Source organism: Nocardioides sp., assembly GCF_030019515.1.
Lineage (GTDB): Bacteria > Actinomycetota > Actinomycetes > Propionibacteriales > Nocardioidaceae > Nocardioides.
This window is the reverse complement of record NZ_JASEEQ010000002.1, coordinates 76141-92191: the sequence shown is the minus strand read 5'-3', so window position 1 is coordinate 92191 and position 16051 is coordinate 76141. Positions and strand designations below refer to the sequence as shown.

General features: G+C 73.2%; 15 protein-coding genes. 12 read left to right on the top strand and 3 right to left on the bottom strand.

Annotation, left to right across the window (positions count from 1 at the left end):
• Positions 1 to 20: 20 nt before the first annotated feature.
• From QMC84_RS02865 to QMC84_RS02830, 8 genes are all read left to right on the top strand, one after another.
• On the top strand, positions 21 to 662 hold the full coding sequence (locus QMC84_RS02865) for a nitroreductase family protein (protein ID WP_300371588.1): 642 nt from the start codon (positions 21 to 23) through the stop codon (positions 660 to 662).
• Positions 663 to 738: 76 nt separating this feature from the next.
• Complete coding sequence (locus QMC84_RS02860; RefSeq protein ID WP_300371586.1) at positions 739 to 2085, top strand: M20 family peptidase; 1347 nt, start codon at positions 739 to 741, stop codon at positions 2083 to 2085.
• Positions 2085 to 3548 carry an MFS transporter gene (locus tag QMC84_RS02855; RefSeq protein WP_300371584.1) on the top strand — a complete coding sequence of 488 codons (1464 nt, stop codon included), beginning with the start codon at positions 2085 to 2087 and terminating at the stop codon, positions 3546 to 3548. Before QMC84_RS02860 ends, QMC84_RS02855 begins: the two co-directional genes overlap by 1 nt.
• A gap of 102 nt (positions 3549 to 3650) precedes the next feature.
• Positions 3651 to 4202, top strand: a complete 552-nt coding sequence (locus QMC84_RS02850) for a DUF1992 domain-containing protein (protein WP_300371582.1) — start codon at positions 3651 to 3653, stop codon at positions 4200 to 4202.
• Entirely contained in the window at positions 4199 to 5056 is an 858-nt protein-coding gene (locus tag QMC84_RS02845; protein ID WP_300371580.1) for a 3-hydroxybutyryl-CoA dehydrogenase, read from the top strand. Before QMC84_RS02850 ends, QMC84_RS02845 begins: the two co-directional genes overlap by 4 nt.
• 160 nt (positions 5057 to 5216) lie before the next feature.
• Complete coding sequence (locus QMC84_RS02840; RefSeq protein WP_300371578.1) at positions 5217 to 6314, top strand: CoA ester lyase; 1098 nt, start codon at positions 5217 to 5219, stop codon at positions 6312 to 6314.
• Positions 6311 to 7189 (top strand): CoA ester lyase, encoded by an 879-nt coding sequence (locus QMC84_RS02835; protein ID WP_300371576.1) that lies wholly within the window; start codon positions 6311 to 6313, stop codon positions 7187 to 7189. The genes QMC84_RS02840 and QMC84_RS02835 overlap by 4 nt, the downstream gene beginning before the upstream one ends.
• 100 nt (positions 7190 to 7289) lie before the next feature.
• Positions 7290 to 7433, top strand: a complete 144-nt coding sequence (locus tag QMC84_RS02830) for a hypothetical protein (RefSeq protein WP_300371574.1) — start codon at positions 7290 to 7292, stop codon at positions 7431 to 7433.
• Here the strand turns inward: QMC84_RS02830 and QMC84_RS02825 are convergent, their stop codons facing one another.
• The 3 genes from QMC84_RS02825 to hutH all read right to left on the bottom strand — a co-directional run bounded on the left by QMC84_RS02825 (position 7434) and on the right by hutH (position 11807).
• Positions 7434 to 8444, bottom strand: coding sequence for a M48 family metallopeptidase (locus QMC84_RS02825; RefSeq protein WP_300371572.1), 1011 nt, complete (start codon positions 8442 to 8444; stop codon positions 7434 to 7436). It lies immediately after the preceding gene.
• 127 nt (positions 8445 to 8571) lie between these two features.
• Positions 8572 to 10239 carry a urocanate hydratase gene (hutU, locus tag QMC84_RS02820; protein ID WP_300371570.1) on the bottom strand — a complete coding sequence of 556 codons (1668 nt, stop codon included), beginning with the start codon at positions 10237 to 10239 and terminating at the stop codon, positions 8572 to 8574.
• Entirely contained in the window at positions 10236 to 11807 is a 1572-nt protein-coding gene (gene hutH / locus QMC84_RS02815) for a histidine ammonia-lyase (protein WP_300371568.1), read from the bottom strand. The genes hutU and hutH overlap by 4 nt, the downstream gene beginning before the upstream one ends.
• A gap of 322 nt (positions 11808 to 12129) precedes the next feature.
• On the opposite strand from hutH, the gene QMC84_RS02810 reads away from it, so the two are divergent.
• From QMC84_RS02810 to QMC84_RS02795, 4 genes are all read left to right on the top strand, one after another.
• Positions 12130 to 13425, top strand: a complete 1296-nt coding sequence (locus QMC84_RS02810) for a choice-of-anchor P family protein (RefSeq protein WP_300371566.1) — start codon at positions 12130 to 12132, stop codon at positions 13423 to 13425.
• Between the two features lie 105 nt (positions 13426 to 13530).
• A complete protein-coding gene (locus QMC84_RS02805) occupies positions 13531 to 14724 on the top strand; it encodes an MFS transporter (protein ID WP_300371564.1) in 1194 nt (397 codons plus the stop codon).
• Between the two features lie 88 nt (positions 14725 to 14812).
• The gene (locus tag QMC84_RS02800; protein ID WP_300371562.1) at positions 14813 to 15181 is read left to right on the top strand and encodes a hypothetical protein; all 369 of its coding nucleotides are present in this window, start codon (positions 14813 to 14815) and stop codon (positions 15179 to 15181) included.
• A gap of 74 nt (positions 15182 to 15255) precedes the next feature.
• Entirely contained in the window at positions 15256 to 16026 is a 771-nt protein-coding gene (locus QMC84_RS02795) for an IclR family transcriptional regulator (protein ID WP_300371560.1), read from the top strand.
• Positions 16027 to 16051: the final 25 nt, after the last annotated feature.

The following is a 16051-nucleotide window of genomic DNA, read 5'->3' as shown; positions in this document are numbered from 1 at the left end:
TGCCCTCCATAATCCGGTCCATGGAGTTCCAGGACGTCGTACGCCGCCGCCGCATGGTCCGCAACTACGCGACCGACCCCGTCGACCCGGCGATCGTCGACCTCGCGCTGCGCAACGCCACCCGCGCGCCGAACGCCGGCTTCAGCCAGGGCTGGGCATTCCTTCTGCTCGACACCCCCGAGGACGTACGGCGGTACTGGGTGGCCACCGCCGGCGACGACGGGGTCGCCCACCCCGACCGGTGGCTGGCCGGCATGATGCGCGCCCCGGTGGTGATCCTGCCCTGCTCGAGCAAGGCCGCCTACCTGAGCCGGTACGCCGAGCCCGACAAGGGCTGGGCCGACCGCGACGAGACGCGCTGGCCCAAGCCCTTCTGGGACATGGACACCGCGATGGCGAGCCTGCTGATCCTGCAGACCGCCACCGACGCCGGGCTCGCGTCGTGCTTCATCGGGATCCCGCCCGATCGCGACGCGGCCGTGCGGGAGGCGTTCGGCATCCCCGACGAGTTCGACCCCGTCGGCGTGGTCACCATCGGTCACCACCCCGAGGACCCCGCCGACGCGGGGGCCGCGGGCTCGCCGGCGCGCCGGCGTCGCCGGCCGGTCGAGGAAGTGGTGCATCGCGGTAGGTGGGGGCACGGGGCCAGTCCATCGGCGTGAGCGTCCGGGGTCAACGACCCCGACGGGTCCGGCCGTCTCGCATCCGAGACCGGCGCCGGGCTACTAGCCTCGGCCCGTGACCCGCCCCACGAACCCGCCGGCGACCCATCGCGCCGTCGGCAGGCTGCAGGCGCTGGTCCGCATCCCGACGGTGTCCGACCGCGACCCCGATCGGGTGGACACCGGCGCGTTCGACCGGCTGCTCGAGGAGCTGGCCCGGCAGTTCCCGCGGCTGCACGAGCGGCTGGAGGGCACCCGCGTCGACACCCACGGCCTGCTGTTCCGCTGGCCCGGTCGCGCCGCGGACCGCCCGGTGGTGCTGATGGCCCACCTCGACGTCGTACCCGTCGACGAGACCGCGCCCTGGCGCTACCCGGCGTTCGGCGCCGAGATCCACGACGGTGCCGTCTGGGGCCGCGGCACCCTCGACGACAAGGGCGCGGTCGTCGGCATCTGCGAGGCCGTGGAGACACTGCTCGAGCAGGGCTTCGTGCCGAACCAGGACGTGTGGCTGTCCTTCGGCTGCAACGAGGAGGTCTCCGGCACCGCGGCGGCCCTCGCGGTCGCCGAGCTCGAGGCCCGGGGCGTCCGGCCGTGGTTCGTCGTCGACGAGGGCGGCGCGATCGCGTCCGAGGCGTTCCCCGGCGTCGGCGCGCCGATCGGCGTGGTCGGCGTGACCGAGAAGGGCGTCACCTCCCTCGAGCTGCGCGTCGACGGCCGCGGCGGGCACGCCTCGACACCGGCGCGGATGGGGCCGACCGCCCGGCTGGCCCGCGCGATCACCCGGCTGGACCGCTCACCGATGCCGGCGAGCGTCCCCGATCCGACCATCGAGCTGTTCCGCCGGATGGCGCCGCACGCGTCGCTCGCGCTGCGCCCGCTGCTCGCGAACGCCGGCCGGCTGCGCCCCGTCCTCACGCGGGTCCTGCTGACCGCCGGTCCGGAGCCGGCCGCGATGACCCGGACCACGTTCGCGGTCACGACGCTGTCCGGCTCGCCGGCCCTCAACGTCATCGCCAGCACCGCCCGGGCCGGCGTCAACATCCGGATCATGGTCGGCGACACGGTCGCCGGCGTCCTCGAGCACGTACGGCGCGCCATCGCCGACGACCGGGTCCGGATCGAGGTGGTCGAGCGCAACGAGCCGAGCCCCGTCTCGCCGATCGACGACGAGGCGTTCGCGCTGCTGGAGGCCACGATCGCCGACGTGTTCCCCGACGCCGTGGCCGCGCCGTACGTGATGATGGCCGCCACCGACTCGCGGTTCTTCACCGCGATCTGCGCCCGCGTCTACCGGTTCGCGCCGTTCCGGATGTCGAAGGCGCAGCGCGAGTCGATCCACTCCTACGACGAGCACCTCGGGGTCGACGCCCTCGTCGACGGCGTGCGCTGGTACCAGCGCCTCATCGAGAGGATCCCCTGATGGAGCCCGTGACCCGACCCCCGACCCGGGCCCAGATCCAGCCGCGCCACTCGCTGTTCGCGGTCGTCGGCTTCCTGGTCTGCGTGGAGCTGGCCAGCGGCATCCTGCAGGGCTACTACACGCCGATCTTCAGCGACATCGCCGACCACCTCGCGATCGCCGACGCCGATGTGAACTGGTTCGAGGCGGCGCAGCTGGTCGTGTCGGCGCTGGTGGTGCCGCCGCTGGCCCGGCTCGGCGACCTGGTCGGCCACAAGCGGGTGCTGTTGCTCTCGACCGCCGTGACCGCGGCGGGATCGTGGATCCTGGCCGTCGCCCCGTCGTTCTCGACGTTCCTGGTGGGCGCCGCGCTCCAGGGCGCGTACGTCGTCTGGCTGCCGCTCGAGGTCGCGATCATCTACCGGCGGACCGCCGGCACCGGCCGGCAGAACCAGCTGACCCGCCGGTCGGCGGCGGTCCTGGTCGGCGCCCTCGAGCTCGCGGTGATCGTCGGCGCCGTGACGAGCGGCGCCCTGGTCGAGACGACCTCGATGACCGTGCTGCTGGCCCTGCCCGCGGTCGCGGTGACCGCGTGCTTCGTGGTGATCTGGCTCGGCATCGAGGACCTCCCCGGCACCGCGACCGGCGGCCTGGACCTCGGCGGCCTCGGCCTCGTCACGACCGCGGTCGGGCTGGTGATGGCGGGGCTGATCGTGGTCCGCGTCGACGGCGTGGGCAGCGTGCTCGCCTGGGCCCTGGTCGTGCTCGGTCTCGCCGCCCTGGTGCCGTTCGTGCGCTTCGAGCTGGGCCGGGCCGAGCCGCTGATCGACGTACGCCTGCTCCGCGAGCCGGGGCAGTGGCCGGTGCAGCTCACGGCGTTCCTGTTCGGGATGTCCGTGCTCGGCGCCCAGATCCCGCTGTCGACGTTCGCGCGCACCGACCCCGACGTCGCCGGCTACGGCCTGGGCGCGGGTGCCGGGTTCGTGTCCACGTTGATCGGCCTGTACGTGATCTTCCTGGCGATCGGCGCGTTCACGCTGCCGCTCACCACCCGCGCGCTCGGACCCCGCGGTGCGCTGGTGTTCTCCTCGCTCCTGGTGGCGGCCGGCTACGCGCTGTGGCTGCCGTTCCACGACGCGACCTGGCAGGCGCTGGTCAACATGGCCGTCGCCGGCCTCGGGTCCGGCGCGCTGGTGGCCGCGCTGCCGGCCACCGCGGCCGCCGCGGCGCCTCCCGAACGGACCGGGTTCGCGACCGGCATGACCAATGCGACCAAGACGGTCGGCGGCGCGATCGCGTCCGCGATCTTCGCGATCGCCCTCTCGGCCACGGGCAGCATCGACGACCCGACCGAGGGCCATGCCGCGCTCTCGGGCTACCTCACGGTGTGGACGGTGTGCGCGGTGGCGGCCCTGGCCGCCGCGGTCGCGCTGCTGGCCGTGCCGCAGGTGGTCGCCGAGGACCCCGAGCCGGTGCTCCGCTAGGCCGACCGGGGCCGATGGTCCCGGACGTTCGTGGGGTCTCCCGCGCGGAAGAGCCTGATCTCCTCAGGGACTATCGTCGAGGGGGCAGGAGGTGAGCACCGGATGCCCGAGCGCGACCAGCAGCCCGACGCCGACCAAGAGGGCCGGGAGAGCCGGGAGGCCGGACGTGCGGCGGCCCGGGCCCGGATCGAGCAACAGCAGACCTGGGTGGACCTGCAGGTGCGTCAGGCGATGGAGCGCGGCGAGTTCGAGAACCTGCCCGGCGCCGGCAAGCCGATCGCGGGACTCGGCGAGCAGCACGACCCGGACTGGTGGCTCAAGAGGCTGGTCGAGCGCGAGCGGATCACGGTCCTCCCACCCAGCGTCGCGCTGCGCAAGGAGGACGCCGAGCTGGACGCCACCCTCGACCGGCTGCACTCCGAGACCGAGGCCCGCGAGCACGTCGAGGACTTCAACGCCCGCGTGATCGCGGCGCGCTACTCCCTCTCGCCCGGCCCCCCGTTGATCACGATGCCCCGCGACGTCGGCGCCACGGTCGCCGCGTGGCGCGAGCGGCGCGCCGCCCGGCGTACTCCTCGGTACGAACCCGCCGCACCGCCGCCGAGGCGGCACTGGTGGAATCGTCGCAGCAGACGTCCCGAGGGAGGGTCATGAACGCGGTCGTGAGCAGGGTCGGTGTGGTCGGTGGCGGGCTGATGGGCTCGGGCATCGCCGAGGTCAGCGCGCGAGCCGGCCAGGACGTGGTCGTGGTCGAGTCCTCGGAGGACGCGGCCAAGGCCGCGCTGGGTCGGCTGGAGAAGTCGTTGTCGCGGGCGGAGGCCAAGGGCAAGATCGGCTCGGCCGACGAGGTGCTCGGACGGGTCCGGGTGGTCACCGACCTGGACGCGCTCGCCGACCGCGAGGTCGTCGTCGAGGCGATCGTCGAGGACGAGACCGCGAAGGTCGCGCTGTTCAAGCACCTCGACGCGGTCGTCGCCGCCCCGGACGCGATCCTGGCCTCGAACACCTCCTCGATCCCGATCATGAAGCTCGGCGTGGTCACCTCGCGGCCGGCCCAGGTGATCGGGGTGCACTTCTTCAACCCGGTGCCGGTGCTGGGGCTGGTGGAGCTGGTGCCCTCGCTGCTGACCTCGCCGGAGACGACCGCGCGGTCGCGGAGCTGGGTGGAGGGCACGCTGGGCAAGCAGGCCATCGACTGCCAGGACCGGGCCGGGTTCGTGGTCAACGCGCTGCTGATCCCGTTCATCCTGTCCGCGATCCGGATGTTCGAGTCCGGGTTCGCCTCGGCCGAGGACATCGACCGGGGCCTGGTGCTGGGTGCCGCGCACCCGCAGGGGCCGCTGGCGCTGGCCGACCTGATCGGCCTGGACACCACCAAGGCGGTCGCCGAGTCGCTCTACGAGGAGTTCAAGGAGCCGCTGTACGCCGCTCCCCCGCTGCTGCAGCGGATGGTCGACGCGGGCCTGCTGGGCCGCAAGACCGGGCGGGGCTTCTACACCTACGGCTGAGCGGAGACGCGTCAGCGGATCCGCTGATGGGGGTCGAGCAAGCCGCGCGACTGAGGGACGAAGTCGCGACCGGCGTGTCGAGACCGAGTCGCTCACCGATCGGATCGGCTGTCAGATGCGTCATACCGACGCGTAGCCGCCCGCTGCTACCTTCCGGCCCATGACCGGATCGCGCAGCGCCAAGGACTTCTTCCGACCCCTCGCGGTGGGGGCGCCGACGCCCCTGACCGAGATCCCGGCCCGGCCGAGCCGGGCGATCCACTTCTTCGACCCGAGCAACCCGAAGATGGCGAGCAAGGTCCCCGACCTGGTCGGCAAGGTGGACGTGCTTCTCGGCAACCTCGAGGACGCGGTCAAGGCCGACAACAAGCTCGCCGCCCGCGAGGGCCTGGTGAAGATCGCCCAGGCCACAGACTTCGGGCCCACCCAGCTGTGGACCCGGATCAACGCCCTGGACAGCCCGTGGGTCTTCGACGACCTCACCACCCTGGTCCCGGCGATCGGCGACAAGCTCGACGTGATCATGGTGCCGAAGGTCCAGGGCGCCGAGGACATCCACTACGTCGACCGGCTGCTCGCCCAGCTCGAGGCGAAGGCCGGGCTCGACCGCCCGATCCTGGTGCACGCGATCCTCGAGACCGCCCGCGGCGTCGCCAACGTCGAGGAGATCTGCGCCGCCAGCCCCCGCATGCAGGGCCTCAGCCTCGGCCCGGCCGACCTCGCCGCCGATCGCCGGATGAAGACCACCCGGGTCGGCGGCGGCCACCCGGGCTACCTGGTGCGCCAGGACCCGCCGAAGAACGACGTCGGCGTGGCCGACATCGAGGCCAAGCGCGCGACGTTCCAGCAGGACCTGTGGCACTACACCATCTCCCGGATGGTCGACGCGTGTGCGATGAACGGGATCTACCCCTACTACGGCCCGTTCGGCGACATCGCCGACACCGTGGCCTGCGAGGACCAGTTCCGCAACGCCTTCCTGCTCGGCTGCGTCGGCACCTGGAGCCTGCACCCCAAGCAGATCGAGATCGCCAACCGGGTGTTCAGCCCCAGCGTCGAGGACGTCACCCACGCCCGGCGGGTGGTGGCCGCGATGGGCGACGGCACCGGCGCGGTCATGCTCGACGGGAAGATGGAGGACGACGCCTCCGTCAAGCAGTGCCTGGTGATGGTCGAGCTCGCCGAGCAGCTCGCGGCGATCGACCCCGAGCTGAAGAAGGCGTACGACGAGATCCGGGTCGACGGGGTGGACGCATGAGTAGCACCTCGCCGGCCGGCTTCACGCCGCTGCGCAGCGTCCTCTACATGCCCAGCTCCAACGAGCGTGCCCTGGAGAAGGCCAAGACGATCGCCTGCGACGGGCTGATCCTCGACCTCGAGGACGCGGTCGCGCCGGACGCCAAGGCCGCGGCCCGCGACGCCGCCTGCGCGGCCGCCGCGAGCGGCGAGTACGGCCGCCGTACCCTCACGATCCGGGTCAACGGCATCGGCACCGAGTGGCACGACGCCGACCTCGAGGCGGCGGCCCAGGCCGGGCCGGACGCCGTCGTCGTCCCGAAGGTCGACAGCCCGGCCGCGGTGGGTCGGCTGGTCGACGCCCTCGAGCGGTACGGCGCCCCCGACCGCACGACGCTCTGGGCGATGGTCGAGACCCCCGTCGCGATCCTCGACGCGCTCGCGATCGCCCGGGCGTCGCAGCGGCTGAGCGCCTTCGTGATCGGCACCAACGACCTGGTCAAGGAGCTGTACGCCGAGCACGTGCCCGGCCGGGCGCCGATCCTGCCCAGCCTCCACACCGCGCTGCTCGCGGGCCGCGCCGCCGGCATCGCCGTGCTGGACGGCGTCTACAACGACGTGCAGGACACCGACGGGTTCCTCGCCGAGTGCCGCCAGGGCCGCGAGCTGGGCTTCGACGGCAAGACCCTGATCCATCCGAGCCAGGTCGAGGGCGCCAACGAGGCGTTCGCGCCCAGCGAGCAGGCGGTCGAGGAGGCCCGCGGGCTGATCGAGGCGTGGGAGGGCGGTCAAGGCTCCGGCGTGGTCACCTACAACGGCCGGATGGTCGAGAACCTGCACGTCGAGTCGGCCCGACGGGTCCTCGACATCCACCGCGCGATCCGGTCGCTGGGCTGACGGCGAGGATCCGGGCACAGCCCGATCTGACGGGAGGGTTTGCGGGCCGAGATCCGCTGGGTACTACCGATCAGGGGTTACTCACAGGGAGGTTTCGCAAATGATCATTCTCGGCTTGATCCTGCTGATCATCGGGCTGGTGGCCAGCATCCCGATCCTCACGACGATCGGCATCATCCTGCTCATCGTGGGGCTGATCCTGAACCTGGTGCCGATCGGAGGCACCCGCCGCAGGGTCTTCTAGTCAGTCGTCGCCGCGCCGCAGCTGCTCGTCGAGCCAGAGCTTGACGCTGCCGAGCACGCCGGCGACGTCGTGGACCAACCTGCCCACGGCGTCCTGGCTCTGCCGGAAGGTCTCGGAGTAGCTGCGCGCGGCGGCCGTCGCCGCCTCGGAGACCCCCGCCTGGTCGTCGTCCTGGCGGCGCGGGTAGTCCCCGGCGAGGATCCGCGTGTACTCACCGGAGTCGACCCAGCGGCGCAGCTCGGTCGCGTGGACCACCAGGAACGGGTGGGAGCGGTTCTCGACGAGCAGCATCTTCAGGACCGAGTCCCGCAGGTCGGCGTCGTCGTACTCCTGGCCCTGCGCGAAGAACGACGTCGCGTCCAGGTCCTCGAGGTGCCCGCCACTGGCGAGCTTCATGTGCACCCGGAACGCGGTGGCGGGGTCCTGGGTCGCGAGCAGGCCGGCCCGGTCGGCGGAGAGCTCGGCCTTGCGCGACCACTCGTGCAGCGCGGCCATGATGGCTCGGAAGCCGAGGCCGCCGACGGGCACGGCGCTGAGCACGCCCGTGAGCTGGATCAGCCGCTGCAGCAGGGTCTGGTAGACCGCGTGGCCGCTCATCGCGTGGCCGAGCTCGTGGGCGACCACGAAGCGCAGCTCCTCCTCGTCGAGCAGGTCGACCAGGCCGGAGTTGAGCACGACGAACGGCTTGCTCATCCCGATGGTCATCGCCCCGGGCACCGGGTTGGCCACGACGTACATCTCCGGCAGCTCCGGGGCGTCGAGGGTGCGCCCGACCTCACCCAGGAGCCCGTGCAGGCGGGTGAACTGGCGCTCGTCGACGCGCACCGCGGAGCCCAGGAAGACCAGGCGTACGGCGCGTTCGTTGAACAGCCCCGAGATCGCCTTGAGCAGGGCGTCGAACCCCTTCAGCTTGCGCAGCGCAACCAGCGCGCCGCGGTCGGCGGGGTGCTCCCACGCGCGGGAGCTGATGTCGGTGAGGGTCGTGCGGGACCGAGCCGGCTGGGGCGTCACGCCCTCACTCTGGCACGCGCCGGGTCGGGTCCGGCCGGACTTCTCGGGCAATCCCTGCGCTTCTCGGCCGAAGTTTCGGCCCAACAGTGCTGGTTTCCCCGGGTACCCGGGGAAACCGCCGCCCCGCTCAGCCCTCGCTCATCGGCACCCGCACGCCGCGCTCGCGGGCGACCTCGACGGCGCGGTCGTAGCCGGCGTCGACGTGGCGGATCACGCCCATGCCGGGGTCGTTGGTGAGCACCCGCTCGATCTTCTGCGCCGCGAGGTCGGTGCCATCGGCCACGCAGACCTGGCCGGCGTGCAGGGACCGGCCGATGCCGACGCCGCCGCCGTGGTGGAAGGAGACCCAGCTGGCGCCGGAGGCGGTGTTGACCAGCGCGTTGAGCACCGCCCAGTCCGCGATGGCGTCCGAGCCGTCGAGCATGCCCTCGGTCTCGCGGTACGGCGAGGCCACGGACCCGCAGTCCAGGTGGTCGCGGCCGATCACGATCGGGGCCTTGAGCTCACCGGAGGCGACCATCTCGTTGAACTTCAGCCCGGCGAGGTGGCGCTCGCCGTACCCGAGCCAGCAGATCCGTGCGGGCAGCCCCTGGAAGTGCACCCGCTCCCCGGCCATCGTGATCCACTTGTGCAGCCGCTCGTTGTCAGGGAAGAGCTCGAGGATGGCCCGGTCGGTGGCGGCGATGTCGGCCGGGTCGCCGGACAGCGCGGCCCAGCGGAACGGGCCCTTGCCCTCGCAGAACAGCGGCCGGATGTAGGCCGGCACGAAGCCCGGGAACTCGAACGCCCGGTCGTAGCCGCCCTTGCGGGCCTCGTCGCGGATCGAGTTGCCGTAGTCGAAGACCTCGGCGCCCTTGTCCTGGAGCTCGACCATGGCCCGCACATGCGCCGCCATCGACGCCTGCGCCTCCTTGGTGAAGCCCGCCGGGTCGGCCTCCCGCCGGGCCGCCCACTCCTCGAACGGGACCCCGACCGGCAGGTAGTAGAGCGGGTCGTGGGCGGAGGTCTGGTCGGTGACGATGTCGACCGGCACGTCGGTCTCGAGGATCCGGGGCAGCACCTCGGCGGCGTTGCCGAGCAGGCCGATCGACAGCGGCCGCCGCTCGTCGCGGGCCTGGGTCGCGAGCGCCACCGCCTCCTCGAGCGAGGCCGCCTGGACGTCGAGGTAGCGGTGCTCGATCCGGCGCCGGATCCGCTCGGGGTCGCACTCCACGCAGATCACCACGCCGTCGTTCATCGTGACGGCGAGCGGCTGGGCTCCGCCCATGCCGCCCAGCCCCGCGGTGACGGTGATGGTGCCGGCCAGCGTCCCGCCGAACCTCTTGTCGGCGACGGCGGCGAACGTCTCGAAGGTGCCCTGGAGGATGCCCTGGGTGCCGATGTAGATCCACGAGCCGGCGGTCATCTGGCCGTACATGGTCAGACCGAGGTCCTCGAGCCGGCGGAACTCCTCCCAGTTGGCCCAGTCGCCGACCAGGTTGGAGTTCGCGATCAGCACCCGCGGCGCCCACTCGTGGGTCCGCATCACGCCGACCGGCTTGCCGGACTGCACCAGCATCGTCTCGTCGTCACCGAGCGTGGTCAGCGTCCGCACCAGCGCGTCGTAGGCCTCCCAGGACCGCGCCGCCTTGCCGGTCCCGCCGTACACGACGAGGTCCTCGGGGCGCTCGGCGTTCTCGGGGTCGAGGTTGTTCATCAGCATCCGCAGCGGCGCCTCGGTCTGCCAGGAGCGCGCGGTCAGCTCGGTGCCGTGGGCGGCGTGGATGGGCAGGCGGGGGTTGTGGCTGGTGGTCACGACAGTTCTCCGATCACGGACTCGGCGGCATGGAGTACGGCGCCCGAGGAGACCAGGCCGACGACGGCCTCGATCTCGGGCGAGAGGTGCCGGTCGGGGCCGGGGCCGGCGACCCCGGAGTCGCGCAGCAGCCGGACGACCGCACCGGTGGCCGGCGACGGCTCGAGGGGGCGGCGCAGGTCGAGGGCCCGGGCCGCGGTCAGCACCTCGATCGCGACCACCCGGGCCAGCCCGTCGACGGAGCGGCGCAGCTTGCGCGCGGCCGACCACCCCATCGAGACGTGGTCCTCCTGCATCGCGCTGGAGGGGATCGAGTCGACCGACGCCGGCACGGCCAGCCTCTTCAGCTCGGAGACGATGGCGGCCTGGGTGTACTGCGCGATCATGTGGCCGCTGTCGACCCCGGGATCGTCGGCGAGGAACGGCGGCAGCCCGTGGTTGCGCGCCTTGTCGAGGAACCGGTCGGTACGCCGTTCGCTGATCGAGGCCACGTCCGCGGCGACGATCGCGAGGAAGTCGAGGACGTAGGCGACCGGCGCGCCGTGGAAGTTGCCGTTCGACTCGACCCGCCCGGCGTCGGCGAGCACGACCGGGTTGTCGACCGCCGAGGCGAGCTCGCGGGCCGCGACGGTCGCGGCGTGCTCGACGGTGTCGCGGGCGGCGCCGTGGACCTGGGGCGAGCAGCGCAGCGAGTAGGCGTCCTGGACCCGGTTGCAGTCGGGGCCGCGGTGCGACGCCACCACGCCGGAGTCGGCGAGCAGCGCGACCAGGTTCGCGGCCGAGAGGGCCTGGCCCGGGTGCGGCCGGATCGCCTGGAGCTCGGCGGCGAAGACCCGGTCGGTGCCGAGCTGGCCCTCCACCGACATCGCGGCGGCGATGTCCGCCGTGCGCAGCAGCAGCCGCAGGTCCTCGATCGCGAGCACCAGCATGCCGAGCATCCCGTCGGTGCCGTTGATCAGCGCGAGGCCCTCCTTCGCCGCCAGCTCCACCGGCTCCAGTCCCACCGCGGCGAGCGCGTCGGCGGCCGGCAGCAGCGCGCCGGAGGCGTCGTGGACCTCGCCCTCACCCATCAGCGCCAGCGCGCAGTGCGCCAACGGGGCCAGGTCGCCCGAGCAGCCGAGCGATCCGTACTCGCGCACGACCGGCGTGATGCCGTGCTCGAGCAGCCCGGCGAGCAGGCGGGCCGTCTCGACCCGGACGCCGGTGTGCCCGGTGGCCAGCGTCGAGAGCCGCAGCAGCATCAGCGCCCGGACCACCTCGCGCTCCACCTCCGGCCCCGAGCCGGCGGCGTGCGAGCGCACCAGGGAGCGCTGCAGCTGGGCGCGCATCTCGGCGGGGATGTGCCGGGTCGCGAGCGCGCCGAAGCCGGTCGAGACGCCGTACACGGGCTCCTCGGACGCGGCCAGCTCCTCGACCACCTCGCGCGCCCGGGCGATCGCCGCCAGCGCGTCGTCGGTGAGATGGACCGGGGCGCCGTCCCGCGCCACCGCGCGGAGCTCGGTGAACGAGACGGGCCCGACACCGACGCCGACCGCTGGGCCGGTCGCTGGGCTGTGCAGGTGGTTCATGACCGCCATCCTCACCCGCTCCGACCGCGTCGACCAGACGGTGCCGGCCGACCACAGTCTGAGATCCGAGACACCCGAGGTTACTCGGGCGTAACCACGTCCGCGTGCGGCCGTTGGACCCTGCGGAGGCTGGGACGCGGCGAGGGACGACGCGAAGGTGCCGGATGTCCGGGCACACCAGTCCATCCGACCCGAGGAGGGCACCTTGACCGAGCACACCCACGACCGTGGGAACCAGCACGATCTGTCTAGACCATGGGGTTCGGGCGCCGCACAGCGGGCACCCCGTACCCGTACATCCGCAACGCAGGGGGGATCCCAGATGAAGCGCCGTCGAACCGTCGTCCTGTCCGCCATCGCCGCCGGTCTGCTGACCGCCACGCTCGGCATCGCCCCAGCCGCGACGAGCGCACCCGCCACCACCGGCGGGTCCGGGACCGCCGCCAAGGCCACCAGCAACAGGTCCACCAGCGACATCGCGCTGAAGGGCTACGGCTACGGCACCCGCGTCGTCGGCGGCGAGGTGCCGGCCGGCTCCAGCATGACCGCGTTCACCGCGCTCGGGTGCGCCGTCAAGACGGGCCTCGACCGCACCAACGAGATCGCCGAGGCCGACCTCCAGGGCAACGGCACCGTCTCGGGCGTCAAGACCGAGCTGTGGACCCGCAACATCGACGGGGCCCGACACTCCTACTCGCGCAACGCCATCGCGTCGCTGGTGCTCGCGGACAGCCCCTTCGGCTCGCTGAGCATCCGCGGCATCACCTCGCTCTCGCACGCATGGCACGACGCGAAGGGCTTCCACGCCGAGACCGAGAGCAGCGTCGGCAAGATCGTCTTCACCCCGCCGGCCGGCGACCCGCAGGTCCTCGACCTCCCGACCCCCGGCCAGCCGGTCCCGGTCCCGGGCCTGGGCACCATCTACCTCGGCGGCTCGGGCAAGAAGGTCACCGACACCGGCGCCGCAGCCCGGGCCACGGCCCTGCGCGTCGACCTCACCCCGTCCACCGGCAGCGAGGTCTACGTCGCCCGCACCACCGCCCAGGCGCTCTCGGGCGTCAAGCACGGCCGGTTCGGCGGCTTCTCCGCCGGCACCGAGGTCACCGCGCTGGACAGCACCCTCCACAGCGGCCGCAACCCGTTGACGCTGATGCCGTGCCAGGGCACCAACGGCGAGGTCCAGTTCAAGGACAACGCGACCGTCGACCTCGGCGGCCAGGTCATCCTCAACGGCGTGAGCAGCCGCCAGCGCGGCACGCGGTTCCCGGGCAGGAGCGTCGCCTGGGAGCGCGGCTCGGTCGCCGAGCTGAACCTCGGCGGCGGCCAGCTGGTCGTCGACGCGGTGGTCGGCAAGGCCACGGCGATCCGCAAGAGCACCGGCAAGCTGATCACCAGCACCGACGGCAGCACGGTCGGCTCGATCACGGCGAACGGCGAGCCGCAGACGTTCCCGGACACCGGCGTCCTGGAGATCCCGGGCGTCGCCAGGCTCGAGCCCATGGTCGTCACCGAGGTCGCCGGCGGCATCTCCGTGGTCGCGCTCCGGATCACGCTGCTGGACGGCACCGGAGCGGTCATCGACCTGGGCGTCGCGAAGGCCACCATCCGCGCCAACTGACGGGCCAGCTGGCGGGCCGACTGACGGGCCAACTGAGGGGTTCGCCACGCCTCATCCTGCGAGACGCGGCGTCGTACGTCGTGTCGCCGGGCGTTGACTGGGTCCGTGACCCTGACCGCCCGGCGACCCGACGTCGGCGCCGCGCGTCGTTGGTCGATGCTCGGCGCCAGCACGCTGGCCCAGGCCGCGACGGCGGTGATGGTGCACGGACCGGCGTTCCTCATCCCGACGCTCCACGAGCGGGAGGGGATGGGCCTGGCCGAGGCCGGGCTGGTCGCCGCAGCGCCGACGCTGGGCGTGATGCTCACGCTCGTCGCGTGGGGTGCCGTGACCGACCGGCGCGGTGAGCGCTTCGTGTTGCTGGCCGGCCTCACCGCGACGGCGCTGGCCGGGGCGGCAGGTGCCCTGACCGGCGGTACGACGCTGCTGGCCCTCGCCCTCTTCCTCGCCGGCGCGGCGGCCGCGAGCACCAATGCCGCGAGCGGGCGGGTCGTGGTCGGCTGGTTCCCGCCCGCGCGCCGCGGCCTGGCGATGGGCGTCCGGCAGATGGCCCAGCCGGTCGGCGTCGGGGTGGCTGCGATCTCGATCGCCGTGGTCGCGGACGTCGCCGGGATCCACGCCGCCCTCTGGGTGCCGACCCTCGCGTGTGCGCTCGCGGCCGTCGTCGTGGGCCTGGTCGTCGTGGACCCGCCCCGGCCACCGCGGCGCGACGGCGCGGCCGCGAACCCCTACCGCGAGGACACCTACCTCGCACGCATCCACGGCGTCTCCGTGCTGCTGGTGGTCCCGCAGTTCGTCGTGTGGACCTTCGCCCTGGTCTGGCTGGTCCAGGACCGGGACTGGTCACCGGCCGCTGCGGGCGCGGTCGTCGCCGTCGCCCAGCTGGCGGGGGCGCTCGGCCGGATCACGGTGGGGCACCTCTCCGACCTGGTCGGCAGCCGGCTGCGGCCGCTGCGGTGGGTGGCCCTCGCGGCGGCCGCCAGCATGGGCCTGCTCGCCCTCACTGCCGGCCTGGACCTCGGCGTCGCGGTGCTGCTCGTCGTGGTCGCGACGCTGGTCACGGTCGCCGACAACGGCCTGGCCTTCACAGCGGTCGCCGAGCGCGCCGGGCCGTACTGGTCGGGCCGGGCGCTCGGGGTGCAGAACACCGCCCAGTTCCTCGCGGCGTCGGCCGTGCCGCCGGCGGCGGGGCTCGTGGTCGCGGGCGCCGGGTTCCCCGCGACGTTCGCCCTGGCGGCCCTCTTCCCGATCCTCGCGGCGCCGCTCGTCCCGGTGCGCGAGGAGCGCGCCCTGCACTGACTGTGCGCCGGGCGGGACGGGCGAAGGGACTGCACCACGGCCCAGCGGGGTACGGAGGCCTTGGGGGTAGCCGACCAGGGAGGACCCAATGACCACCGTGATCGTGATCGTCGTCGTGCTGGTGGTGCTCGCCATCGCCGTCGCGGCCTATCTGATGAGCAAGCGCCGGAACGAGCAGCGCCGGCACCGTGCGGACCAGCTGCGCACCAAGGCCGCGGCCCAGGGTGGCGCCGTCGACGCGTCCCGCCAGGAGGCCGCAGCCGCCGAGGCGCGGGCCGAGGTGGCGCGGGCCGAGGCCGAGCGTGCAGAGCAGCAGGCCGCCGAGGCGCGCCAGGGGATGCACATGGACGAGGCCCGCCGGGAGGACTCGCTGCGCTCCGCCGACGCGGTCGACCCCGACGTGGACCACCGCACGGACGGCTACCGCCCCGGTGCCGCCGGCTCCCGGGACACCTGAGGGCCGTCCTGCCACACCGGCCCTGATCCAGCCCCAGACCCGGCACCCGCCGGACGCGCCGTAGTCTGCGCCGCATGAGCCAGGTCCCCGCCGCGACCCGCGCCCTGCGGGTGCTGCGGTTCCTGGCCGGCCAGCCCGACCCGGTCGCGCTGGACCGGATCATGCGCGCCGTCGGCCTGCCGCGCAGCACCACGTACCACCTGCTGCACGCGATGATCGACGAGGGCTTCGTCGTGCACCTGCCCGACGAGCGCCGGTTCGGACTCGGGCCGGCGGCCTTCGAGCTGGGCAGCGGCTATGCGCGGCAGGAGCCGCTGCAGCGGATCGCCCGCCGGCCGCTGGCCGACCTGGTCGACCGGACCCGCCAGTCCGCGCACCTCGCGATCCTGCACGGCCGCGAGGTGCTCTACGTCGTCGAGGAGCGCGCGCCCGGGCGGCCGCCGCTGGTGACCGACGTCGGCGTGCGGCTGCCCGCCCATCTCACCGCGAGCGGCCGTGCGATCCTCGCCCTGCTCCCCCAGACCCAGGTGCGGGCGCTCTACTCGCAGCCCTCCGACTTCGTCGACCGGCACGGGGTGGGGCCACGCACCCTGAGCGCGCTGCGCCGGGTGCTCACCGACACTCGGCAGCGCGGCCACGCGGTCGAGAACGGCGAGATCACCCCCGGGCTGGCGAGCGTCGCCGTCGCAGTCCTCGACCACAACCGGCACCCGGTCGCAGCAGTGGCCGTCACCTACCCCCAGGCGGCGGGCCACGAGGACACCGCCCACGCCGAGCTCGCCGCCGCGGTCGCCGCCACCGCCGGTGCGCTGACCCGCAGGATCGGCGGTCCCCACGATCGATGACCCATCACCCGCGTCCACCCGGCTC

Bases quoted from the DNA above. Each gene is read 5' to 3' on its own strand.
- QMC84_RS02840 (WP_300371578.1), top strand. From the start codon at position 5,217: ATGACCGGATCGCGCAGCGCCAAGGACTTCTTCCGACCCCTCGCGGTG.
- QMC84_RS02810 (WP_300371566.1), top strand. From the start codon at position 12,130: ATGAAGCGCCGTCGAACCGTCGTCCTGTCCGCCATCGCCGCCGGTCTG.
- QMC84_RS02845 (WP_300371580.1), top strand. From the start codon at position 4,199: ATGAACGCGGTCGTGAGCAGGGTCGGTGTGGTCGGTGGCGGGCTGATG.
- QMC84_RS02855 (WP_300371584.1), top strand. From the start codon at position 2,085: ATGGAGCCCGTGACCCGACCCCCGACCCGGGCCCAGATCCAGCCGCGC.
- hutH (WP_300371568.1), bottom strand. From the start codon at position 11,807: ATGAACCACCTGCACAGCCCAGCGACCGGCCCAGCGGTCGGCGTCGGT.
- QMC84_RS02830 (WP_300371574.1), top strand. From the start codon at position 7,290: ATGATCATTCTCGGCTTGATCCTGCTGATCATCGGGCTGGTGGCCAGC.
- QMC84_RS02835 (WP_300371576.1), top strand. From the start codon at position 6,311: ATGAGTAGCACCTCGCCGGCCGGCTTCACGCCGCTGCGCAGCGTCCTC.
- QMC84_RS02800 (WP_300371562.1), top strand. From the start codon at position 14,813: ATGACCACCGTGATCGTGATCGTCGTCGTGCTGGTGGTGCTCGCCATC.
- QMC84_RS02795 (WP_300371560.1), top strand. From the start codon at position 15,256: ATGAGCCAGGTCCCCGCCGCGACCCGCGCCCTGCGGGTGCTGCGGTTC.
- QMC84_RS02865 (WP_300371588.1), top strand. From the start codon at position 21: ATGGAGTTCCAGGACGTCGTACGCCGCCGCCGCATGGTCCGCAACTAC.
- QMC84_RS02850 (WP_300371582.1), top strand. From the start codon at position 3,651: ATGCCCGAGCGCGACCAGCAGCCCGACGCCGACCAAGAGGGCCGGGAG.